We start from the raw sequence: 23,707 nt of genomic DNA on the forward strand, positions 1-23,707 counted from the left end.
CGGATGCGGAACTGGAAATACGTGATTGCTGCGGCGGCCGTCGGCCTTGCGGCTTTCCTTCTCTACCGCACCCTCAGCCGCTACAGCCTGGACCAGCTGGTCGCCGCCGTGACGGCCGTGCCTGCCCCCCGGCTTCTGGGAGCGGCAGGCTTCGCCGCCGCGAGCTACCTGTCCCTGACCTTCTTCGATTATCTGGCCCTGCATTACGTGAAACGGCCGCTGCCATATCGTAAGGCGGCCCTGGCCTCTTTCACGGCCCTGTCCCTCGGGCACAATATCGGGCTGGCCGCCTTGAGCAGCGGCGCAGTGCGCTACCGCTTCTACAACCGCTGGGGCCTGAAGACGGGCGAGGTCGCCAAGGTGATCGTCTTCTGCGGGATCACGGTCGGGCTGGGCCTTCTGGTCTTGGGAGGAGCGGCGCTCCTGTTGCGCTCCGGGCTGGCGGTGGAGATCACGGGACTGACCCGGCTGGTCGTCCTCGCCCTCGGGGCGGGCTGCCTCGCGCTTCCCGGCCTGTACCTCGTCCTGTCGGCCTTCGTCCGAAAGCCTCTGACGATCCGGCGCTGGTCGCTCGAGATGCCGCCCCTCAAGCTCGCCATCGGGCAGGTCGTTGTCGGCTCCGTGAACTTCGCATTCGTAGTGGCCTGCCTTCATCAGGCGCTCGCGGCCGTAGCCGATGTCGCCTATCTGGGCGTGGCATCGGTCTATGTGATCGCCAACGCGACGGCCCTGGTCAGCCATGTTCCCGGCGGCCTGGGGGTCATCGAGAGCGTTGTCATGTATCTGCTGCCGCAGAAAGACCTGATCGGACCGCTTCTCGTGTTTCGGTTCGTCTACTTCCTCGTGCCGCTCGTCCTCGGCGGCATCCTGTTCGCCGTCACGGAGCTCGTCTACCGCCGCAAGGGCAATGCCTATGTGGGCGACGGGGTCGGCGCGGAGGCGTGAGGCCTATTCCCGGAGGCGTTTGAACAGGGACAGGGGCTCGAAGGGTTCGAGCGGATCGAGGAGCCCTGTGCCCGTAGCCGGCACGGCCGGGCCATCATCCGTCATGGCCTGGAAGGCACGAAGCCCACGAATGTTCGTGTTGAGCTGCTCGACGGCCGCGATGAGGGATCCGCCATTGGCATCGAGAGCCCTGCTGAGTGTCTCGGGATCCACATCCAGATGCTCCGCGAGGAGGCGGTTGCGAAGCGCCACGATGGTCCGGCGCATCTCCTCCGTCGTAGCCTCGATAGCGGCATCGCATTCGCTGTCGAGGCCGATGGAGCGGTTGTTCAGGTTCGAGGAACCGATGCGGACGAAGACGTCATCCACGATGATGAGCTTGGAATGGATCAGGACCTGGCATTCCCCGCCTTTCCCGTTGGGGATGACCGGGTAATAGACCCGCAGGCGGCCATGGCGGTCACATTGGCGCAGGCGACGGATCAGCCGGTCCCGGTTGGTCCCCATGACCAACTCCTCGGCCCAACCGTGGGACTCGTGGGTCTGGATGACGACGATCTCGGGGCCGTCGGGATCGGCGAGAAGCCGCTCCAGCACGTCGCCCACATAGGGGGCCGTCATGTACTGTGCTTCGATGTAAATCGCCTCTTTCGCGGCCGAGAGCGCATCCAGGGTGAGCGCCGCGGCCTCGTTGGCGGCAGGCTGCTCGCCCCAGGCCGGATAGGTCCGGGCGATGGCGACCGGGGCGCGGCGGAAATCGGCCGCGAGCCCGTCAGGCCAGGGATCCGCACTGGCCGGAGCTGGGGCAAGCTCTTGGCCGGTGGCGAACTTCCAGCGCCCGTAGGCCACCTCGGCGATCGCGCGCGCGGCTTCCCCATCGACCGCCATCTGGAGATCGTGAACGGGTTCGTAGATGGTCCCGTCGTCCTTCAGCCGGATCGGGTCGTCGCAGGCATGGCGGCAGGTGTCCCAACGCTCGACGGTCAGGTCCATGCCGCCGATGAAGGCCAGAGTGTCGTCGATGCAGACGATCTTTTGGTGATGGGCGGCGTAGAGGGGGTGATGGGTGTCGAGCTTGAGCTGCAGGCGCGGGTGGTTCTGCCAATCGGCGCCGAAGATCAGCGGACCCGGCGCTCCCGGGGCATGAACGACCGCGATGCTCCAGACGAGGATTCTGACCTCGAGCTCAGGCTGCGCCTCGACGAGCGAGCGGAGCAGCGGACCGAGCGGCGGCGATTCCTCGGCGGCGAGATCGGGCCGCAGGCGGATGCTGCCGTCGAAATCCCAACCGATGATGATGATCGAGCGGCGGGCCTTTCGCAGGGCGGCTTCAAGACTGGCGAAATAGGCGGCGCCGTCGATCAGGACGCTCGCCCGATCGGCCTCGGCCACGCGCCAGCAATTCTGCCCCGGACGCAGGATTGGGCCCGCAGGCGGTGTCACCGCCGCCGGAACCCTGTCGAGGACCTGCCTGCTTGTCTCTTCTTCTAAAAGTTGCACGTCAGCCACGATCATGAACGGAGTGACTTGCCAACTCGGGACTGAAGCCAAGGTTCCGGATGGATACAGGCAGGGATCGGGCGCTGCATCGGGGATAGAGGCGGCGAGTACCAGGACGATCAACGTTCGTCGGCAGAGCCGGGCCGACCGCGTTCCGGAGGGGCGTGATCGCGTCCGCCGAAAACTTCATCCGAATGCGCATCAAGTTCGAGCAAACATTTGCCCCTGAATCAGCCGGTAGCCGTTGCCATTCGCCGGAACTGCCTAATAATTTACATAGTTCAATTTCCGATGAGCGCTCAACCTTGTGACTGGAGGGTACCCCCAGTCTCTTGGCGCGGCATCCGGGCAAGGAAGAGCATCAGGACGAAGGCGGTCATGGACAAGCAAATCGAAGAAAGAATCCGTGAGAGGGCATATGAGCTCTGGATGCGGCACGGCAGCATTCACGGTAAGGCGGACGAGTTTTGGTATCAGGCCGAGCGCGAGCTTCTCGGTGAGGGGAGCGAGACGGAAGGCACGAAGGCGCCGATCATCGACCCGGCGCCATTGGGCATGACGAGCATGACGGCGGATGAAGAGCTGGTGAGCCCGGCGGCGCCGAAGACCCGCAAGAAGCGCACTCCTGCGACCGCGGTTCCCATGGCGCCTGTCGCGGATGGAGGCGAGACGCCCGTAGCTGCGCCGAAGCGCAGGCGTTCGACGCGCGCGACCTGAGGTCTGACACGACATGAGCCTTCGACCGATGCGGCCGGGGGCTCGAGGGGCAAGAGGAAAACTGAGGCCCGTATCGACAAGCGAAGAACTTGCGGGCGGTTTCAGCGTCTATAGAGCGGGGCAGGTAGCTGCCGTTGATGTGAGGACCCGGTCTTGCCTATTTCCAGCGTTTCGAATGCCCCTCTCGCCCGCCATGCGATGGCTTACATTCTCGCCGGCGGACGCGGCAGCCGCCTGATGGAGTTGACCGACATCCGCGCCAAGCCCGCCGTTTATTTCGGCGGCAATACGCGGATCATCGACTTCGCCCTGTCCAATGCCCTCAATTCCGGCATCAGGCGCATCGGTGTGGCCACCCAGTACAAGGCGCACAGCCTCATCCGCCATCTCCAGCGCGGTTGGAACTTCTTCCGTGCCGAACGGAACGAGAGCTTCGACATCCTGCCGGCCAGCCAGCGCGTCTCGGAGACCATGTGGTACGAGGGCACGGCCGATGCGGTGTACCAGAACATCGACATCATCTCGAGCATCGACCCGGAATACATCATCATTCTTGCAGGCGACCACGTCTACAAGATGGATTACGAGATCATGCTGCGGCAGCACGTCGATTCGGGAGCCGACGTCACCGTTGGCTGTCTCGAAGTGCCGCGTATGGAGGCGGTCGGCTTCGGCGTGATGGCCGTCGACGAGACGGACCGCATCATCTCATTCCTGGAAAAGCCCGCCGATCCTCCGGGCATGCCGGATAAGCCCGACATGGCGCTGGCCAGCATGGGCATCTACGTCTTCAACACCCGCTTCCTCTTCGAGCAGCTGCGGCGGGACGTGGAAGCGCCCGGCTCGAACCGAGATTTCGGCAAGGACATCATCCCCTACCTGGTCCAGCATGGAAAAGCCGTGGCCCATCGCTTCACGACATCCTGCGTCCGCTCCGGCGCCGAAGCAGGCGGGAGCGATGCGGAATCCTATTGGCGCGATGTCGGCACGGTCGATGCTTATTGGGAAGCCAATATCGACCTCACGGCCATCGTCCCGTCGCTCGATCTCTACGATCGCGACTGGCCGATCTCAACCTTCTCTGAGACATGGCCACCGGCGAAATTCGTTCACGACGAGGACGGCCGGCGCGGTCATGCCATCAACTCGCTGGTGTCCAGCGGCTGCATCGTGTCCGGTGCCGCCCTGCGCCGGTCTCTCGTCTTCACGGCCGTCCACATGCATTCCCATGCCGACGTGGAGGGCGCGGTCATTCTTCCCTTCGTGGAGATCGGCCGCGGCGCGCGGTTGAAGAACGTGGTCATCGATCGCGGTGTCCGCATTCCCGATGGGCTGGTGGTCGGCGAGGAGCCCGAGCTGGATGCCCGACGCTTCCGCCGCACAGAGAAGGGCGTGTGTCTCATCACCAAGCCGATGATCGAGAGATTGTCGGGATGAAGCCTCTGAACGTTCTGTCGGTCGCGTCGGAGGTCTTTCCCATCATCAAGACAGGCGGATTGGCCGATGTGGCCGGCGCCCTGCCGTCCGCGCTTGCCGAGGAGGGCGTGACCGTCGTCACGCTCATGCCGGGTTATCCCGCGGTTCTGAAAGCTTTGGAGAGCACGGAAGTCGTGCATCAGTATCCCGCCTTCTTCGGCGGAGCGGCACGTCTCCTGTCCGGCCGGGCGGCCGGGCTCGATCTCTTCGTCATCGATGCGCCCCATCTCTTCGAGCGTCCGGGCTCGCCGTATCTCGCGCCGAACGGCCGCGACTGGCCGGACAATGCCCGGCGTTTCGCGGCGCTCGCCCGGGCCGCCGCCGATATCGGGCAGGGGCTTGCTCCCGCCTTCGTGCCCGACGTCGTTCATGCCCACGACTGGCAGGCGGGTCTCGTGCCCGTCTATCTGAGCCTCACCGGCCAACCTCGTCCCGGTACGGTCGTCACGATCCACAACATCGCCTTCCAGGGCATCTTTCCGGCCGATCTCCTGTTCGAGGTCGGTCTGCCCGCGAGCGTGTTCACGGTCGATGGCGTCGAATATTACGGGCAGATCGGGTTCCTGAAGGGCGGTCTGCAGCTCGCGGATCGGATCACCACCGTATCGCCGACCTACGCCAAGGAGATCCAGACGCCGGAGGGTGGGATGGGGCTCGACGGGTTGCTGCGTGCGCGGGCGGGCGTCGTGTCCGGCATTCTCAACGGCATCGACGACAAGGTTTGGGATCCCGCGACCGACCAGCACCTGGCGCTCACCTATGACCGCGACAGCCTGGAACGGCGCGCGGCCAACAAGCGGGCGCTCCAGGAAAGGCTCGGTCTGAAGCCCGATCCCGATGCGCTGCTGTTCGGGGTCGTCAGCCGCCTGTCGGAACAGAAGGGCCTCGACCTCGTGCTTGCCGGCCTCTCCCGCCTGCTCACCGAGGGCGCGCAGCTGGCTCTGCTGGGCGCAGGGGATCGCGCCCTGGAAGAAAGCTTCCAGACGGCGCGCATCGTCTATCCCGGTCAGGTCGGATGCGTCATTGGCTACGACGAGAAGCTGGCTCACCAGATTCAGGGTGGAAGCGACGCGCTTCTCGTGCCGTCGCGGTTCGAGCCCTGCGGCCTGACGCAGCTCTGCGCCATGCGCTACGGGAGCCTCCCGGTCGTGTCGCGCGTGGGCGGACTGGCCGACACGATCATCGACGCCAACGAGATGGCCATCGCCACCGGGGCCGGGACGGGCTTCCAGTTCGGGCCCACCACGTTCGGCGCAACCCTGGATGTCATCGACCGGGTGAAGGCCCTGTGGCGCGACAAGGATAGCTGGCAGCGCCTGCAGCTGAACGGTATGGCGGCCGACCTGAGCTGGCACCGCCCGGCGCGCCAATACGCCAATCTGTATCGTGGTGTTCGAGGGTAACGAGGGAAAATTCGCAGAAGCGTGCCCTTACAGGTCATCACCGGCGTTGTGCCGGTGAGCTCTATTACATGAAGCGCAGAGCCTCACCGTATCGAGATGGCCGGGACAAGTCCGGTGATGACGTCATGGGGTCAATGAGCAAAGGGCCGGTGCTCACACCTGTTCCCAATCAGCCGTTCCTCTTCTTCTCCGCCTTGCGCTGCTTCTCCGGCTTCAGCTGGAACAGGAGCAGGGAGTGGGCGGTGACGGTGTATTCCTTGCCGAACCGGAATTCGGTCGGCGCTTCCAGATCGGGCTGGTTGGTGTCGATGTGGCACATCCAGGCCTCGCCCCCTACTACCTCGGGCAAGGTGCATTTCACCACGTCGTGATGCGCATTCAGAATCAGCAGCAGGGTCACGTCCGTGCCGCGCCGGCGGATGCCGGTCGGCTGGGCGCGGCCGTCGAGCAGGATGCTGATGCAGCGTGCATTCGGGTCCTGCCAAAGCTCCGGCGTCATCTCGTCACCGGCAGGCGTGAGCCATGTCACATCCTTGACGTCGAGCTCCTCGTTGTAGACGCCTGACAGGAAGCGACCCCGGCGCAGGATCGGCAGGTCCTGGCGCAGCTGGATGAGCTTGCGGGTGAATTCGAGAAGCTCGATGCCGTCGTCGTCTATCCCTTCCCAGTCGATCCAGGAAATCTCATTGTCCTGGCAATAGGCGTTATTGTTACCCCGCTGGGTGCGCGCGAACTCGTCGCCCGCGAGCAGCATCGGCGTTCCTTGCGAGAAAAGCAGGGTGGCGAGCATGTTGCGCATCTGGCGCAGCCGGAGCGTGCGGATCTCCTGATCGTCGGTCGGACCCTCGACGCCGTAATTGGATGACAGGTTGTGGTCGTGCCCGTCCTTGTTGTCCTCGCCGTTCGCCTCGTTGTGCTTGTCGTTGTAGGACACGAGGTCGTTTAGCGTGAAGCCGTCATGGGCGGTGATGAAATTAACCGAAGCCCAGGGGCGGCGTCCGCGCTTGTTGAAGATGTCGGACGATGCGGTGAGACGCGAGGCGAGTTCAGGCAGCTTGCCTTCCTCGCCTTTCCAATAGGCGCGCACCGTATCGCGATACCGGTCGTTCCATTCCGCCCATCCGGGCGAGAAGCGCCCGACCTGATAGCCGCCCGGGCCGCAATCCCAAGGTTCGGCGATGAGCTTGACTTGGCTGAGAGCAGGGTCCTGTCGGCAGGTATCGAGGAAGCGCCCGTCCTCCTCGAAACCGTGCGGCTCCCGGCCCAGGATCGTCGCGAGATCGAACCGGAAACCGTCGATCTGCACTTCCTGCGCCCAATAGCGCAGGGAGTCGGTGACCATCTGAAGAACGCGGGAATGGCTGAGATTGACCGTGTTTCCCGTGCCGGTGTCGTTGATGTAGTAGCGCTTGTCGGGCGCGAGCCGGTAATAGGATGCGTTGTCGATGCCCTTGAACGACAGCGTCGGTCCGAGTTCGTTGCCCTCGGCGGTGTGGTTGTAGACCACGTCGAGAATGACTTCGATCCCGGCGTCGTGGAGATGGCTCACCATCTCCTTCACCTCGTTCACGAAGGGCGTCGCGAGGTAGCGCGGCTGCGGCGCGAAGAAGCCGATCGAGTTGTAGCCCCAGTAGTTCCGCAAGCCCTTGTCGATGAGATAACTGTCGTCCACGAAGGCGTGGATCGGGAGCAATTCCACGGCGGTGACGCCGAGATTGCGGATGTACTCGATCACCTCATGCTGCATGAGCCCCGAGAAGGTCCCCCGCAGCTCTTTCGGAACGGCCGGATGCTGCATCGTGAAGCCGCGCAGATGCGTCTCGTAGACGATCGTCCGCTCCCACGGGATCTGCGGCCGGCGCACGCGCCCCCAGGTGAAGGCCGATTCCACGACGCGGCATTTGGGCATGAACCGCGCGCTGTCTCGTTTGTCGAAGGACAGGTCGGCATCCGGCGAGCCGATGGTGTAGCCGAAAAGGGCCGGGTCCCAGGTCAGGTCGCCGATGAGCTGGCGGGCGTAAGGGTCGAGCAGGAGCTTGTTCGGGTTGAACCTATGGCCTTCCTTGGGATCATATGGACCGTGAACGCGATAGCCGTAGGTGGTGCCGGGCCGCGCATCGGGCAGGTAGCCGTGCCAGACCTCGTCGGTGTATTCCGGCAGCTCCACCCGCTCGAGCTCCGTGACGCCGTCGAGATCGAACAGGCAGAGCTCGACCTTGGTGGCGTTGGCGGAGAAGATCGCGAAATTGACCCCCAGCCCGTCCCAGGTCGCTCCGAGAGGATAAGGCAATCCTTCGCGCACGCGGGACGTGCGCCTCACATTCGGGGCAACGATCTGAGCTGACGGAAGCTCACGGGTATCGACTTTTTCGTTCATCGGGGATCTCGGAAAACAAGCGGAGCAAAACCTTCATTTCGACAACGCACAAGCCTGCACGAGGTCCCGGGCAAGCTGAACTATATCTTGGGTCCGGAGCCTTCGGGATCGAGGACGAGAATGAGCGTCGCCAAAGGCGGAATCGTCAGGCTCAGGGAGCAGGGCCGGCCATGGCTCGGAACGGCCTCGGCCGTCACGCCGCCGAGATTGCCCACGTTGCCGCCGCCATACTGTCCCGCATCCGTGTTGACCGCCTCGCGATAGAAGCCCGGCAGCGGAACGCCGATGCGATAGGCTTCCCGCGCGACCGGCGTGAAGTTCGACACCACGACGGCGACCGAGGTCTCGTCGTCGCCGCGCCGCATCCAGGCGATGACGCTGTTGCCATGGTCGTCGGACACCAGCCACTCGAATCCCTTCGCCTCGCAATCGCGCTCGTGCAGAGCGGGAATGGAGCCGTACGCGTGGTTGAGGTCTCTGATCAGCGACTGCATGCCCTTGTGATAGGAGCTGTCAAGGAGATGCCAGTCGAGACTCGTGTCGTGGTTCCACTCCCGTTCCTGCGCGATTTCCCCGCCCATGAACAGGAGCTTCTTGCCGGGATGGCCCCACATGAAGCCGAAATAGGCGCGCAGATTGGCGAAACGCTGCCATTGGTCGCCCGGCATCTTGCCGAGGAGCGATCCCTTGCCGTGAACCACCTCGTCATGGCTCAGGGGCAGGATGAAATTCTCGGAGAAGGCGTAGAGCAGCCCGAAGGTGAGATCGTGATGATGGTACCGGCGGAAGACGGGATCCTTGCTGATGTAGCGCAAGGTATCGTGCATCCAGCCCATATTCCATTTGAACCCGAAGCCAAGCCCTCCTGCGTAGGTAGGCTGGGACACGCCCGGCCATGCGGTCGATTCCTCCGCGATGGTGACGGCGCCCGGCGAGGTGGCATAGGCGACCTCATTCATCTTGCGGATGAAGTCGATGGCGCCGAGGTTCTCGTTGCCGCCGTAGCGGTTGGGAATCCACTCTCCGGCTTTTCGCGAATAATCGAGGTAGAGCATGGACGCGACCGCATCGACGCGCAGTCCGTCCAGATGGTACCGCTCCAGCCAGAAGCGGGCATTCGCCACGAGGAAGCTCATCACCTCCTGGCGCTCGAAATTATAGATGTAGGTGCCCCAATCCTGGTGGAAGCCCAGACGCGGATCGGCATGTTCGTAGAGATGCGTGCCGTCGAAATAGGATAGCCCGTGCGGATCGTTCGGGAAGTGCGCCGGCACCCAATCGAGAATGATGCCGATGCCCGCCGCGTGTGCCGCCTCGACGAAAGCGGCGAAATCTTCCGGCGTGCCGAAACGGCTCGTCGGCGCATAGAGCGAGATCGGCTGATAGCCCCATGAGCCGTCGAACGGATATTCGGTGATCGGCAGAAGCTCGATATGCGTGAAGCCGAGATCCTTCACGTAAGGGATAAGCCGCACGGCCAATTCGCGGTAGGTCAGATAGCGGTTGCCCTCCTCGGGGACGCGCGCCCACGAGCCGAGATGGCACTCGTAGATCGACATTGGCGCCTTGCGGTGGTTCTGCGCGGCGCGCGATTTCATCCACTCCGAATCCTGCCAATCGAAGCTCGGAACGTTTTTGGCGATGGAAGCCGTTTCCGGTGGATGCTCCGCCGCGAAGGCGATGGGATCGGCCTTCTGGGCGAGGAGATTGCCGTGCAGGCCGATGATCTCGAACTTGTAGCGCTGCTCCGGCGTGACGTCCGGAATGAACAATTCCCAGATCCCGCCTTCATGACGGCGGCGCATGAGGTGGCGACGCCCGTCCCAGGCATTGAAGTCGCCAACCACGCTCACCCGGCGGGCATTGGGCGCCCAGACGGTGAACAGGAAACCTTGAATGCCTCCGAGATCCAGAAAATGCGCCCCGAGCTTCGTATAGACCGCATCGCTCGTCGGATCGCCGATCCGGACGAGATCGTCGTGGGACAGGAAGGTGCCGAAGCTGTAGGGATCGTGCCAGGTTTCGACGCTGCCGTGCCGCTCGATCCGCAGCCTGTAATCAGGTCGGTCGGGGGCGCTGAACGAGGCGACGAGAAGACCGTCCGGAGGCATCCGCTCCATCGGGGCCAGAACGGTCTGTCCATCGCGGTCGACAACCGTCACGGCGTCGACATCCGGCACGATGGCGCGGATCTCCCATTGGCCGGGGGACACCTCATGAGGCCCGAGCACCGAGAAGGGATCGCCCGAGTTGACGATCTCGGCAACCGATGGCGGCTCGGCCGGGCGCGGCGCTGCGCTCTGCGATCCACGACGGTGCTGATCCATTCGGTTGTCCCCCTTCATCGGCTGTCCCATAGGTGCTCCCGGACCGGCATGCGAGGCCGGCCCCTGCGAGAGATTCCATTATGGAGCAGGCGCTGGTTTGGACCAGAAGCGGCGCGGCTCCTAAAGGGGGCCGCGCGAATCTTTGTTAATGCGGGGTACCGTCGTCTCCATCGTGCTTGAGAACGACAAAGGGCAGGGCGCCCATGAGCGACGCGACCTTCTGATGATCCGAACCGATGAGAATATCCTCTCCCGTCAGGACGTTCCGCCAGCGACTTTGGGGCAGAGAGATGGTCGCATCACCCCAGGCCGTCTGACCAGAGAGATGGCCCTCGCTGTCCGTCAAACCATTCCAGAGCCGCGGCACGATGACGGCAAGCGCCGTCTCGCCATGCTGCCTGAGATAGCCGAGCAGATGGGCCGAAAGCCCGCCTTCGACCGACAGGGGCCGATAATCGCCCTCCGCGTAGAGGTCTGGGGATGCCGCTCGATCGTCAAGTAGTCGCGTGAGGATACGCTGCTTGATCCGACCGTCGGACCAGTTTTTCACCGTCGCAACCGGCTCGTTCATGGCGAGCGCCGCGATTCGCGTTTTGTAATTCACCGGCCGCCGGTTGTCGGGGTCGACCAGGGAGAAGTCCCAGAACTCGGTGCCCTGGTAGATATCGGGAATGCCCGGCAGGGTCATCTTCAGGATGGTCCGCGAGAGCCCGTTCAGCATGCCCAGGCGAGACAGGCGCCGGGCCAGGGGCTGAAGGCGGTCGAGGATGCGGTTCTTCGGATCAAGCACGGCATGGAGGAGTTCGAGGGCCGCTCCCTCATAGGCCTCGTTCGGGGCAACCCAGCTCGTATGCCGCTTGGCTTCCCGGAGGGCCTTGGTGAGATAGCCGTCCATCCGCTCCTGGAAGGCGGCAATGGCGTCGGTGCTCTCCAGAAGCTCCAACGGCCATGCGCCGAGGAGCGCCTGCAGCAGGATCACCTGATCATTGGCGTCCGGCGCCGGTGCGCCGTTCACCTCGGACAGGTGAGGCGCGGCAACCTCCCGCCACAGATCGAGCGACCGCGCCCATTCGTCCGGCATCTCCGAAAGCGCAAGCAGGCGGGCTCGCGCATCCTCGCCACGCTTCGTGTCGTGCGTCGCGGTGGCGATCATGGCGTGCGGCCAGTCGCGGGCGCGATCCGCATTCGACTGGTGGAACGCTTGCGGAGAGAGGCCGAAATGGCCCGGATCGCCGCCGACTTCGTTGAGGGCGATCAGGCGGCCATAGCGATAGAACAGGGTGTCCTCCAGGCTCTTGGCCATGACGGGGCCCGTGAGCTGTTGGAACCGGCGCCGGAAGCGGCGTATATCGGATGGATCCGCCTTAGCCCTGCCGAGAAGCGCGGAGGCAATGAAATCGTGCACGCTGCGATCAGGCAAGGCGCTCGCGTGTTGCGCCTCACGGATCGTGTCCCCGATCAACCGCACGTCCTCCTCCGCCGGTTCTGCCTCGCCGAGATAGCTGCGATAGACCGGGAAGGCCGCGATGATTTCGATGAGGGCTTGGCGCACAGAGAAAGCCGTGTAGTCCCGCGTGCGCCGGTCGGCATCCGCGATGGCCTTGATGTCGGAGACCAGAACCTCCAGCTCGCTGGCGAAATTCTTCTCGGTGATCTCGACCTTGGCCTGTTTAAGCAGGTCGTCATAGGAGCCCTGAAGGCCAGAGGCATCGCGGTAGATGCGCTCGAACGCGTCGCCGGCCTCGTCGTTCACGAGAACGCCGTCGATCACATTGAGCACGTCGTAGCCCGATGTTCCCGCGACCGGCCAGGGGCGCAGCGCCTCGCCGGGCTCCAGGATCTTCTCGACCGCCACGAAGAAGCCCGGCCCCACCTTCCGCTGAAGGGCGCGGGTATAGCCCTCCGGATCGGCGAGACCGTCGATGTGGTCGATCCGCAGGCCGTGGACGTGGCCCTCGTCCACGAGGCGGAGGATGAGTTCGTGCGTCTTCTCGAAGATCTCGGGGATCTCGACCCGGATGCCCGCCAGGGTGTTGATGTCGAAGAAGCGGCGGTAGTTGATGTCGCTCGATGCCACCCGCCAGTAGGAGAGCCGATAGGCCTGTTCCTCCAGGAGGCGGTGCAGGGTGTTGAAGCTTTCCGGATGACCGGCGGTGCCGTTGACGACCGCGACCGCGCTGTCGATGGCCTTCCGCAAGGCTGGCGAGGCCGCGACCGCTTGGGCCAGTTCGCGCTTCAGCGCCTCGGCTTCCTCCGGCGAGGATTCGCTTTCCTCCAACGCCTTCAAGCGTTCGGTCGAGCTGCGCAATTCACCGGCCTTCGTTGGGTCGGCAAGGGCGGCAAGCGCGAGATCGAGCACGACCGGGTAGGTCGTCGGGCGGAGCGGGAACCGGTGCTCCCAATGCCAGACGCTGAAGGAGCCTTCGTCAGGGTCGAATTTCAGCTGGAGTTCTCCCTTCTCCAGCACTTCCCCGTAAAGACCGCCCAGCGATGGAACGATCAGCTTGCCGGCGGCACCGGGCCGCTCCCAGTCGATGTCGAAGGCTTTGGCGACGGGCGAGAGCCGGCCCCATTCCAGAACCGAGAGCCACCAGCCATTGTCCTTCCCGCCCACGCCCATGTGGTTCGGAACGATGTCGAGGAGGAGCTTGAGGCCATGCTCCTTCAGAGCGGCCGAGAGGCGGCGGAAGCCCTCCTCGCCGCCGAGTTCGGGATTGATGGTCGAATGGTCGACGATGTCATAGCCGTGTGTCGATCCGGGCGCGGCCGTCTGGATCGGCGAGGAATAGACATGGCTGATGCCGAGCTTCGCCAGATACGGGACGATGGCCACCGCATCGTCGAAGGTGAAGTCCTTGTGGAACTGCAGGCGGTAGGTGGCGCGAGGCGGAGGCGAGGCGAGGGCATTGCGCCGTGCACGGGCGTCTCGTCCTTCCTCCGCCAGGGCGACGGCGAGCTTGGGCATCAGGTTTCCCGGCGAGGCAATGGTTTCGATGGTGTTCGACAGGCGGCGGCGCCAATTGGGGTGTCCCGCATCCATACCCGGCATGTTGGGCTGGTTCAGTTCGCCAGAGGCGTCCTCGATCTGCAGGGCCGTGAGCACGGCCGACGTGCGGCCGAGATAGCGGATGGTCTCCTCGAGAGGCGGCTCCTCCGGAAGATCGGATGAGGGCAGGAGGCTCTCCGCGGCCAGGGCTTCCGTCAGGTGCCGCTTGTCGGCGGCGCGGGCGCGGCGCTCGTCGGCCGCCTTGGTGGGATCGAAGATGCCGAGCGTCTGACGAAGGTCGATGTCGAGGCCGCGCCACCAGCCGGTGAAGGTCGGCAGGTCATGGGTGGTGATGACCGCCATGGCCGAGCGGGGATACTCGTCTGGCGTCTTGAAGGCCGATCCGTCCCGCTCGAAGGGCAACACCCGGTAGCTGAGGACGCCCGATGCCATGATGGCGTCGGAGAAGCCCTCGGGAGCCGTGCCGAGGTCCTCGGCGATCACGAGACATTGGGCGCGGTGGCTCTCCACGCGCAGCACCGCCAGCATCGCCTCGAACGGATAATCCACATAGGCTCCCTGGGACGCCGGGGCGCCGGACGGGATGAGGAACAGACGCTGGAGCTGGAACGCATGGTCGATCCGGATCGCCCCGGCGTGGCGCATATTGGCCGAGACGAGGTCGCGGAACGCAGCCAGTCCCTGCTCCTCCAGGGTGAGCGGATTGAAGGGCGGCAAACCCCAATCCTGCCCCTGGGGCCCGAGCGGATCCGGGGGCGCCCCGATGGAGAGGCCGGGCGCATAACGCTCGGGCGTCGCCCAGATCTCGGAGCCGCCACCATCCGCGCCGACCGCGAGGTCCCGGTAGAGACCGATGGGAAGCCCTGCGGCCCGGGCCCGTTCCGCCGCCTGCGTAAGCTGATTATCGGCCAGCCATTGCAGCCAGGCATGGAAGGCCACGCGTTCTGCGTGATCCATGCGGAACCGCCTGACGGCGACGGAATGGACGGAACGATATTCCTCCGGCCAATCGCCGCTCCAGAACCGGCCCTGCTCGCGAAAATGCTCGGCAAGAGCCTCGAAGGTGGCATGGGCCTCCAGGGCTTCGCCGCCGGCGCGCCGGAAGGCCTCGAACGTGGCATGATCGCCCGATTGCCGGAAGGTGGTCCAGAGGGCGTCGAGGAGCGGGCGCTTGAGAGCCCAGACCTCGGCATAATCGATGAGTTGGGCGCTTCGAAGCCGGGCGAGGCGCGCCTGGGCGTCCAGCTCGCCGAGAAGCCTCTCGGCGCTGCTCCCGGCAAACCCCGCGACCGCTGTGGGATCGATATAGATGGACTCGAGGAAGAGCCGCGAGGAGGGAGAATAGGGTGAGATCTTCAAGCGGTCCGAAGCGAAGAGCGCGTGGGCCGGGCTGAGCCCCAGGAAGGCCCCGCCGAGGCGTCCGACGCTCTCCGCCGCCAGCGCCACGTCCGAATAGTCGCCGATGCCGAAATCCCGCTCGGAACGCAGGGAGTAGATCTGGGCGACGGCGCCCCAGAGCCGCGCCTCTCCCTGGAAGGCATCCGGCTCCCAGCACCGGGGCGGGGCGGCGACGATGGTCGTCTCCCTGTCTCCGAAGCGGAGGCGGTGATACCCTGGCTGCAACGCCGGAATGTCCAGGCTGTCCTCGTCCCTGGCGAGCCGTCCCTCGTGGACCGCACCGTTCTCTTCGATCAGGATCCACGCCTGCGGCTCGGGCGCGGCGCTGAATTGTACCGTCGAAGGCGTATCCGCTTCGATCGTGATGACAGCCGGGACCGGACCTTTCTTCAGGCGCTCCAACCGCGTCAGGCTCTCGCGGGCGCCGGTCTCGGAGGAGATGTCGAGCCCAAGGGCGGTCAGCAGCGCCTGCCGGGTTGGCTGGCTGGTCTCGACGCTGTTCCCGAATGCATCGGTGTAGTCCGAAGAAATACCGACAAGGGCGGCCATGCGCTCCAGGAGAGCGTCCAGCTTGCTCATGCCGATTGTCCTTTCAAGATGATGCCCGTCCAGGGCGCGAGTTGTAGATTGCTGCGGCTCGTGTCGATCCCAGGGCTCGCCCAGAGCGCATGGGCGCCGTTCTCGATGTTCATGTCAGCGGGAGCGCCGCCGAAATTCACAAGCAGGCGGAGCGTGCTATCGGAGAAGCGCCAGCTCACATCGAGAATGTTCTCCGGCGACACCGTGTAACGCGAGCCGCGATAATCGCTCTTGAGAAGCGGAACGATCTCCGTCCGCCGGATGTCGAGGAGATGACGGGTCCGTGACAGAACCTCTCGATGCGGGGAACGTTCCGCTTCCGACCAGTCGATCCGGGAATTATCAAAAGTCGCTCGATCCGTCGGGTCGGGGATCCTCTGCGACATGTCCGGATCCGCGAAGGCCTTGAAGCGCTTGAACTCGCCGCGCCGTCCGTCCCGGACCGCCTTGGCCAGATCCGGTTCGTTTTCGAAGTCGACGAAGAACTGGAACGGAGTCGATGCCGCCCATTCCTCGCCCATGAACAGAAGCGGGATCTGCGGCGAGAGAAGAAAGATCGCCTGCGCGAGTTCGAGGCGCTCCGGTGCGATCAGATGGGCAAGGCGCTCGCCGAAGGCGCGGTTGCCGACCTGGTCGTGGTTCTGGAGGAAGGCCACGAAGGCGCTCGGCGGCAGATGTCCCGAGGGCTCGCCGCGAACGAAACCGCTTTTGTGCGGCGACGGATCGCCCTGATAGGCGAAGCCTTCCGCCAGGGACCGGCCCAGGTGCTGAAGCGGCTTGTCGGCGTAATCCTCGTAATAGCCCTCGTTCTCCCCGGTCAGGAGCGCGTGCCAGGCATTGTGGATGTCATCCGCCCATTGGGCCGTATGAAGCTTTGGCCGGCGCTCCTCGTCGCGATTGAGCCAGCGCGCCTGATTGGCCTCGTTCTCGAGCACCAGGTGAACATGCCGCTCGGGGATCGCCTGCCTGATGCGGTCCGCCAGCTCCTCGATAAAATGTTTTTCTCCATCGTCGACGATGGCGTGGACCGCGTCGAAGCGAAGCCCATCGAAATGGAACTCCTCCAGCCAGTAGAGCGCATTGTGGAAGAAGAAGTCGCGCACGACGCGGCTGCCTTCGTCATCCACGTTGATCCCCGCGCCCCAGGGCGTCGGGTGGCGTTCTGTGAAGAAGCTCTTGGCATAGGCATGGAGATAATTTCCGGATGGCCCGAAATGGTTGTAGACCACATCGAGGAACATCATGAGGCCGAGCTCGTGCGCACGCTCTACGAGGCGCTTGAGATCCTCCGGGCTTCCATAGGCCGCGTCCGGCGCATAGGGCAGGACGCCGTCATAGCCCCAGTTGCGTCGCCCCGGGAAGTCGCCGATCGGCATGAGTTCGATGGCCGTCACGCCAAGGTCCTTCAAGGCCTCGAGCTTGCCCATGAGGCCTGCATAGGTCCCTTCCGGCGTGGCCGTTGCGACATGAACCTCGTAGAGAACGGTCTCCTCCCATGGGCGGCCCGTCCAGGACATGTCCGACCAATCGTAGGATTGCGGATCAACCACGAGGCTTAATCCATGGACGTCGTCGGGCTGGAAGCGGGACGCCGGGTCGGGCACAACGAGATCGCCGTCGATCCTGTAGCCATAGCGGCTTCCGGCGCGCGCCTGCTCGGAGACATGGCGGTACCATCCCTCGGCATCCGCCGTCAGCGGATGCTCCGTGTCGTCGAGCACAAGGTTCACCTCGCGCGCCGTCGGCGCCCACAAGGCAAAGCGAGTGCCATCGGAGGTTATCTCTGCCCCGAAGGGCATGGAGTGAACGCGCCGCATCGAATCCCCGGAATCTCTTCATGGAAAGCACTTGCGAACGAGCATCTTAAGGCAATGTTCCAGCCAGCATCAAAAAAACAGCCAAGCTCGGCTTCCAAGCTCGGATTCCATCTAATGCTCAAGGTGACATAAGCTCGGCATTTATCCCGGATCGGGGTACCCGAAAATTTTCTGAAATTTCTTCGGAACCCATCTCGGGGTCAATGAGTTTAACAGCGCGACTGCCTTATGGCGCGGGGGTCGCTGGGGATCGCGCCGCTGAGCGAACATGCTGGAATCTTTTCAACTGGAAGCCGATGCGGCTCTCCCGACAACGGCGCATGCCGAATTGCAGGACATCGTGCCACCGTCCGTTTCCGTTAAACGGCGTCAGTCCATCCTTTTCGTCACATCCGAGATCGCCGACTACATCAAGGCTGGTGGTCTGGGCGAAGTATCCGCCGCGCTTCCGCGCGCGCTCCGGCGCCAATACGACGTGCGCATTCTCATCCCGGGTTATCGCCAGGTTCTGTCGCAGATTGGCCCGGTGGAGGAAATCGCCCGTTTGCCGGCTTCATTCGGCATTCCCGCCTGTGGCCTGGGGCGCGGCACGACCGAGGACGGCCTGACGGTCTACGTTCTGCTCTGCCCCGAACTCTACGACCGCGACGGCTCACCTTATGTCGATAGCTTCGGCATGGACTGGGCCGACAACGACATCCGTTTCGCGCGTCTCGGCCTTGCGGCGGCGGACATCGCCTGCGGCAGCGGCGATCCCCTGTGGCGCGCCGATCTCATGCATCTCAACGACTGGCCGTCTGGTCTCGCATCGGCCTATCTGGCTTGGCGCGGACAGCATATTCCGACCATCCTGACCATTCACAACCTTGCCTATCAGGGCAATTTCGATCGCAGCCGCCTGTCGCATCTCGGCATTCCCGACGCGGCGTTCCAGATCAACGGCGTCGAGTTCTACGGCAAGGTCTCCTTCCTGAAGGCGGGGATCTACTACTCGTCCCACATCACGACGGTCAGCTCCACCTATGCCCATGAGATCACGCGGCCGGAATTCGGCTGCGGTCTCGACGGGCTGCTGCGGACCTGCGCCGAGCAGGGGCGGCTGGACGGCATCATCAACGGCATCGACGAGAGCTGGGATCCGAGCCGGGACCCTTATCTGGTGAGCCCTTTCTCGGCGGAGAACTGGGGCGGGAAAAGCATCAATGCCGCCAATGTGCGCGAGAATTTCGGGCTCGCCCTGTCTAACGGGCCGCTCTTCGCAGTCGTCTCGCGCCTGGTCCACCAGAAGGGCGTAGATCTCGCCATCTCGGCGGCGGAGACCATCGTGTCGCAGGGCGGGCAGATCGCTGTCATCGGCCAAGGCGAGCCGCGCTTCGAATCCGAGCTGCAGGCGCTCGCAAGCCGCCATCCGGGTTCCGTCGGCGTGAAGATCGGCTATGACGAGGGCGATGCCCGTCGGATGTATGCCGGCAGCGATTTCTTGCTCATGCCGTCGCGCTTCGAGCCCTGCGGCCTGAGTCAGATGTATGCGCAGCGTTTCGGCTCCCTGCCGATCGCCCATCGAACGGGCGGCCTTGCGGATACGATCGAAGACGGAATAAACGGGTTCCTCTTCGGCGAGCCTTCGCTCAACCGCTTCATGGATGCCATCCGGCGAGGTCTAGAAACCTTCCGGTCGCGTCCGCGCCTCACGGCCATGCGACGCGCCGCCATGAGCCGGCCGCACGGCTGGGACCGATCTGCGTCGCGCTACCAGGAGGTCTACGAGCGCGCCTGCCGGACGGCGCTCGCATAACTCCTTCCGCAAGTGATCGCAGAGAGACGATGGGCTGACCGATGTTCAGCCCATTTTTCGTTCATCCTGATCGACGAATGGACGAAGCCGACATGATGTTGCAGCCTCATTCTTGAGCCTCTGCCGTTTTTTCGGGCATGGACCATATGACCGGATTCCTGTCACCGACTGAGGAGAAATTCTCGGGACCTGAAGCATAAGGCGTTCTTCGAACTGGCATGGTTCTTGCGTAATCGCCCGGCGTTGCACCTGAAACAGGGCGGCCAAGGGAGAGGACCTATGTCGATGTTGAAGATGACCCGCAGACACCTGATGGCGCTGGCGTCCGCCGCGCTGGTCTCCGGCGCTGTCATGGGAACGGCGCAAGCGCAGGAGACCATCAAGGTCGGTGTTCTGCACTCTCTGTCCGGCACCATGGCGATCAGCGAGACGACACTGAAGGACGTCATGCTGATGCTCATCGATGAGCAGAACAAGAAGGGCGGTCTGCTCGGCAAGAAGCTCGAGGCGGTGGTCGTCGATCCTGCCTCCAACTGGCCTCTCTTTGCCGAGAAGGCACGCGAGCTGATCAGCCAGAACAAGGTCGCGGCCGTTTTCGGATGCTGGACCTCCGTGTCGCGCAAATCCGTTCTGCCGGTGTTCAAGGAGCTCAACAGCATCCTGTTCTATCCCGTGCAATACGAGGGCGAGGAAAGCGAGCGGAACGTGTTCTACACGGGCGCCGCGCCGAACCAACAGGCGATTCCGGCCGTCGACTACCTCGCCAACGAAGAAAAGGTCGAGCGCTGGGTGCTTGCCGGCACCGACTACGTCTATCCGCGCACGACCAACAAGATCCTCGAGGCCTACCTGAAGTCCAAGGGCGTGAAGTCCGAGGACATCATGATCAACTACACGCCCTTCGGGCATTCCGATTGGCAGACCATCGTGGCCGACATTAAGAAGTTCGGCTCGGCCGGCAAAAAGACCGCCGTCGTTTCCACCATCAACGGCGACGCCAACGTACCGTTCTACAAGGAACTCGCCAACCAGGGCGTGAAGGCGACGGACATTCCGGTCGTGGCCTTCTCCGTCGGCGAGGAGGAGCTTGCAGGCATCGACACGAAGCCGCTCGTCGGGCACCTGGCCGCCTGGAATTACTTCCAGTCCGTCGACACGCCCGACAACAAGGCCTTCATCGATAAATGGAAAGCCTTCACCAAGAACGACAAGCGCGTCACCAACGACCCGATGGAAGCGCACGTGATCGGATTCAACATGTGGGTCAAGGCCGTTGAGAAGGCCGGCAGCACGGATCCCGATAAGGTTATCGATGCGATCGTGGGCGTCGAGGTGCCGAACCTGACCGGCGGTGTCTCCAAGATGCTCCCGAACCACCACATCACCAAGCCGGTTCTCATCGGCGAGATCAAGGAGGACGGGCAGTTTGAAACCGTCTCGCAGACGGATGCGCTCGTTCCTGGCGACGCCTGGTCCAAGTACCTCGAAGGCTCGAAGGACCTGATCGCCGACTGGAAGGATCTCAAGTGCGGCAATTACAACACCGTCACGAAGAAGTGCGGCGCCTGATCTAGGCACGCAATGCAACGAGGGCGGCCCACCGGCCGTCCTCGCCCGATCCACCGTCCGAAGTTGATTGCATGACCAGATTGCGCAGCATTCTGCAGGCCTTCGTTCTGCTCATCGGAACGATCTCAGCCGCTATGGCCGGGCCCTATGAGGAAGCCTTGCCGAAACTCGCGGCGGACAGCTACGCCGACACCGAGGCGGCCATCGCCGCTGTTGCGGGCAGCGGCCACGCGCAGGCCATGAATCTTGTCGAAGCCCTGCGTGACGGACGGCTGATGGCCGCTGCAGGCCGGGTCTATATCCGCGACGCGGCGGGCCCGTTCGTCGACGCCGCCACGGGACGTGCGGTCGAACCTCCCGCAGGAGCAAAGCCCGTTCGCGTCAACAACCGCGTCCGGCGCGCCGTCGAAGCCGCGCTCGGCAGCATGACGTTGCTCAGCCCGCAGGTCGAAACACGCCTCGATGCCGCCCGCGCTGTCTTCCGCTCGCGCGATGCAGCGGCGCTTGCCACCCTCGAGCAGGCCATCGCCCAGGAGAGCGACGCCGGCGTGAAGATGGCGCTCGAAAGCGCTCGCGCCGCCATTCTCCTCACGAAGCAAGACGCCTCACCAGCGGAAAAGATCGCTGCCGTCGAAACTCTGCGTGCCCGTGGCGATCAGGATGCACTGGGTCTCCTGTCCTCGTTGCCGAATGGAACTCCTGCCGAGGTGTCCGAAGCCGCGAGCAAGGCCGCCGGCGGCATTCGCTCGCGGCTCGCGCTCTGGAGCGGCGTGCAGAACATTTGGTACGGGATCTCCCTCGGGTCGGTCCTGCTGCTGGCGGCCATCGGCCTGTCCATCACCTTCGGCACCATGGGCGTCATCAACATGGCCCATGGCGAGATGGTCATGATCGGAGCCTACACGACGTTCCTCGTGCAGGAGGCGATCCGGACATACGCTCCCGGTCTGTTCGGCGCTTCGCTGTTCATCGCGTTGCCGCTCGCCTTTCTGGTGGCCGGGTCAATCGGCATCCTCATCGAACGGACGGTGATCCGCTTCCTGTACGGCCGACCGCTTGAGACGCTTCTCGCCACATGGGGTCTGTCGCTCATTCTGCAGCAGGCCGTGCGCACGATCTTCGGCCCCACCAATCGCGAGGTCGGTACGCCCGCCTGGATGAGCGGGGCGCTGGAGATCGGGGGCTTAAGCCTCACCTATAACCGGATCGCCATCGTGGTCTTCGCCTTCGCGGTCTTTGCGGCGCTGCTCCTCGTGCTGCGCTACACCTCGCTCGGCCTCTACGTCCGCGCCGTCACGCAGAACCGGCGCATGGCGGGTTCCATGGGCATCCGAACCAACCGCATCGACGCCCTGGCCTTCGGGCTCGGATCGGGCGTCGCCGGAATTGCCGGCGTGGCGCTCTCCCAGATCGACAATGTCAGTCCCAATCTCGGGCAGGGCTACATCATCGACAGCTTCATGGTGGTCGTGTTCGGCGGCGTCGGAAACCTATGGGGCACGCTGGTCGGCGCCATGACGCTTGGCGTGGCCAACAAGTTGCTCGAACCCTATGCGGGCGCGGTGCTCGGCAAGATCGTGCTGCTCATCGCGATCATTCTCTTCATCCAGAGGCGTCCGCGCGGTCTCTTCGCGCTCAAAGGCAGGGCGGTCGAAGCATGACAACGCAATCGGCGCTCGATCGTCAGAGCATCATCGTTCTTGCCCTGCTGGGAGCGGCGGCCATTCTGGTGCCGGTCCTGAATATGGCGGTCGCTCCGGGATCGCCGCTCCACCTGTCCGACCATCTCGTGCCGCTCATCGGCAAGTATGTCTGCTTCGCGTTGCTGGCGCTCTCGGTCGACTTGATCTGGGGCTTCTGCGGCATTCTCTCGCTCGGGCACGGCGCGTTCTTCGCGCTCGGCGGCTATGCAATGGGCATGTATCTCATGCGCCAGATCGGACCGCGCGGGGTCTATGCGGATCCGGTCCTGCCCGATTTCATGGTGTTCCTGAACTGGAAGGAGCTGCCCTGGTTCTGGCACGGGATCGACTGGCTCCCGTTCGCGGCCCTCATGGTGCTCGTCGTGCCGGGCGTTCTCGCCTTGGTGTTCGGCTGGTTCGCCTTCCGCTCGCGGGTGACGGGCGTCTATCTGTCCATCATCACGCAGGCCATGACCTTCGCCCTCATGCTCGCCTTCTTTCGCAATGACATGGGCTTCGGCGGCAATAATGGATTGACGGACTTCAAGGATATCGTCGGCTTTCCGATCCAATCCGCCTCGACACGCATCGTGCTCTTCGTCCTGTCTGTCGCGGCGCTCGCCGGCGGCTATCTGCTGTGCCGTTGGGTGGTCAATTCGAAGTTCGGGAAGGTGCTCGTGGCCATCCGCGACGCGGAGAGCCGCACGCGCTTCCTCGGATATCGCGTCGAGCATTACAAGCTTGCCGTCTTCACGCTCTCCGCCATGCTGGCGGGTGTTGCGGGCGCGCTCTACGTGCCGCAGGTCGGCATCATCAATCCGAGCGAGTTCGCGCCTGCCAATTCCATCGAACTCGTCATCTGGGTGGCGGTCGGCGGTCGCGGAACGCTGGCCGGGCCCATTCTCGGCGCGTTCCTGGTGAATGCGGGCAAGACCTGGTTCACGGGCGTCCTGCCGGAATTCTGGCTTTTCGCGCTCGGGGGCCTCTTCGTCTTCGTGACGCTCCTGATGCCACGTGGCATCCTCGGCGCCGCCACGGATCTCTGGGCCGGCGGCGCCCGGAGGATCAAGTCCCGGCCCGTGCCCGAGACGGTCTCGCAGGCGGCGGAATAGACC

The 23,707-nt window shown here is 64.0% G+C and carries 13 protein-coding genes; 8 read left to right on the forward strand and 5 right to left on the reverse strand.

Features of this window, described 5'->3' with window-relative positions; genetic code table 11:
- Positions 1 to 3: 3 nt before the first annotated feature.
- Entirely contained in the window at positions 4 to 945 is a 942-nt protein-coding gene (locus OC446_RS04180) for a UPF0104 family protein (RefSeq protein WP_262027785.1), read from the forward strand.
- Between the two features lie 3 nt (positions 946 to 948).
- Here the strand turns inward: OC446_RS04180 and OC446_RS04185 are convergent, their stop codons facing one another.
- Positions 949 to 2,445, reverse strand: coding sequence for a phospholipase D-like domain-containing protein (locus OC446_RS04185; protein WP_262027786.1), 1,497 nt, complete (start codon positions 2,443 to 2,445; stop codon positions 949 to 951).
- 378 nt (positions 2,446 to 2,823) lie between these two features.
- On the opposite strand from OC446_RS04185, the gene OC446_RS04190 reads away from it, so the two are divergent.
- The 3 genes from OC446_RS04190 to glgA (OC446_RS04200) all read left to right on the forward strand — a co-directional run bounded on the left by OC446_RS04190 (position 2,824) and on the right by glgA (OC446_RS04200) (position 6,041).
- Positions 2,824 to 3,162, forward strand: a complete 339-nt coding sequence (locus OC446_RS04190) for a DUF2934 domain-containing protein (RefSeq protein WP_262027787.1) — start codon at positions 2,824 to 2,826, stop codon at positions 3,160 to 3,162.
- 153 nt (positions 3,163 to 3,315) lie between these two features.
- Entirely contained in the window at positions 3,316 to 4,599 is a 1,284-nt protein-coding gene (gene glgC, locus OC446_RS04195; RefSeq protein WP_410054996.1) for a glucose-1-phosphate adenylyltransferase, read from the forward strand.
- Positions 4,596 to 6,041 (forward strand): glycogen synthase GlgA, encoded by a 1,446-nt coding sequence (gene glgA, locus OC446_RS04200; protein ID WP_262027788.1) that lies wholly within the window; start codon positions 4,596 to 4,598, stop codon positions 6,039 to 6,041. Before glgC ends, glgA (OC446_RS04200) begins: the two co-directional genes overlap by 4 nt.
- A 169-nt stretch (positions 6,042 to 6,210) precedes the next feature.
- Here the strand turns inward: glgA (OC446_RS04200) and glgX are convergent, their stop codons facing one another.
- The 4 genes from glgX to treZ form a co-directional block, all read right to left on the reverse strand.
- The gene (gene glgX / locus OC446_RS04205) at positions 6,211 to 8,418 is read right to left on the reverse strand and encodes a glycogen debranching protein GlgX (protein WP_262027789.1); all 2,208 of its coding nucleotides are present in this window, start codon (positions 8,416 to 8,418) and stop codon (positions 6,211 to 6,213) included.
- 80 nt (positions 8,419 to 8,498) lie between these two features.
- Positions 8,499 to 10,745, reverse strand: coding sequence for a 1,4-alpha-glucan branching protein GlgB (glgB, locus tag OC446_RS04210; protein ID WP_262027790.1), 2,247 nt, complete (start codon positions 10,743 to 10,745; stop codon positions 8,499 to 8,501).
- Positions 10,746 to 10,890: 145 nt separating this feature from the next.
- Positions 10,891 to 15,729, reverse strand: a complete 4,839-nt coding sequence (locus OC446_RS04215) for a malto-oligosyltrehalose synthase (RefSeq protein WP_262027791.1) — start codon at positions 15,727 to 15,729, stop codon at positions 10,891 to 10,893.
- Positions 15,726 to 17,546 (reverse strand): malto-oligosyltrehalose trehalohydrolase, encoded by a 1,821-nt coding sequence (gene treZ, locus OC446_RS04220; protein WP_262027792.1) that lies wholly within the window; start codon positions 17,544 to 17,546, stop codon positions 15,726 to 15,728. The genes OC446_RS04215 and treZ overlap by 4 nt, the downstream gene beginning before the upstream one ends.
- A 268-nt stretch (positions 17,547 to 17,814) precedes the next feature.
- Here treZ and glgA (OC446_RS04225) point away from each other — a divergent pair, with 268 nt between their 5' ends.
- From glgA (OC446_RS04225) to urtC, 4 genes are all read left to right on the forward strand, one after another.
- Positions 17,815 to 19,341: a glycogen synthase GlgA gene (glgA, locus tag OC446_RS04225; protein WP_262027793.1), complete on the forward strand. Its 1,527-nt coding sequence runs from the start codon at positions 17,815 to 17,817 to the stop codon at positions 19,339 to 19,341.
- Between the two features lie 312 nt (positions 19,342 to 19,653).
- Complete coding sequence (gene urtA / locus OC446_RS04230; protein ID WP_262027823.1) at positions 19,654 to 20,910, forward strand: urea ABC transporter substrate-binding protein; 1,257 nt, start codon at positions 19,654 to 19,656, stop codon at positions 20,908 to 20,910.
- A gap of 71 nt (positions 20,911 to 20,981) precedes the next feature.
- On the forward strand, positions 20,982 to 22,571 hold the full coding sequence (gene urtB, locus OC446_RS04235; RefSeq protein ID WP_262027794.1) for an urea ABC transporter permease subunit UrtB: 1,590 nt from the start codon (positions 20,982 to 20,984) through the stop codon (positions 22,569 to 22,571).
- The gene (gene urtC / locus OC446_RS04240; protein ID WP_262027795.1) at positions 22,568 to 23,704 is read left to right on the forward strand and encodes an urea ABC transporter permease subunit UrtC; all 1,137 of its coding nucleotides are present in this window, start codon (positions 22,568 to 22,570) and stop codon (positions 23,702 to 23,704) included. Before urtB ends, urtC begins: the two co-directional genes overlap by 4 nt.
- Positions 23,705 to 23,707: the final 3 nt, after the last annotated feature.

It is taken from the genome of Microvirga sp. Mcv34 (assembly GCF_024519725.1).
Taxonomy (GTDB): domain Bacteria; phylum Pseudomonadota; class Alphaproteobacteria; order Rhizobiales; family Beijerinckiaceae; genus Microvirga.

Excerpts from the sequence above, each read along its gene's own strand:
- glgA (WP_262027793.1), top strand. The coding sequence starts at position 17,815 with ATGCTGGAATCTTTTCAACTGGAAGCCGATGCGGCTCTCCCGACAACG.
- OC446_RS04180 (WP_262027785.1), top strand. The coding sequence starts at position 4 with ATGCGGAACTGGAAATACGTGATTGCTGCGGCGGCCGTCGGCCTTGCG.
- glgB (WP_262027790.1), bottom strand. The coding sequence starts at position 10,745 with ATGGATCAGCACCGTCGTGGATCGCAGAGCGCAGCGCCGCGCCCGGCC.
- glgA (WP_262027788.1), top strand. The coding sequence starts at position 4,596 with ATGAAGCCTCTGAACGTTCTGTCGGTCGCGTCGGAGGTCTTTCCCATC.
- glgX (WP_262027789.1), bottom strand. The coding sequence starts at position 8,418 with ATGAACGAAAAAGTCGATACCCGTGAGCTTCCGTCAGCTCAGATCGTT.
- OC446_RS04190 (WP_262027787.1), top strand. The coding sequence starts at position 2,824 with ATGGACAAGCAAATCGAAGAAAGAATCCGTGAGAGGGCATATGAGCTC.
- urtB (WP_262027794.1), top strand. The coding sequence starts at position 20,982 with ATGACCAGATTGCGCAGCATTCTGCAGGCCTTCGTTCTGCTCATCGGA.
- urtA (WP_262027823.1), top strand. The coding sequence starts at position 19,654 with ATGGCGCTGGCGTCCGCCGCGCTGGTCTCCGGCGCTGTCATGGGAACG.
- urtC (WP_262027795.1), top strand. The coding sequence starts at position 22,568 with ATGACAACGCAATCGGCGCTCGATCGTCAGAGCATCATCGTTCTTGCC.
- OC446_RS04215 (WP_262027791.1), bottom strand. The coding sequence starts at position 15,729 with ATGAGCAAGCTGGACGCTCTCCTGGAGCGCATGGCCGCCCTTGTCGGT.
- treZ (WP_262027792.1), bottom strand. The coding sequence starts at position 17,546 with ATGCGGCGCGTTCACTCCATGCCCTTCGGGGCAGAGATAACCTCCGAT.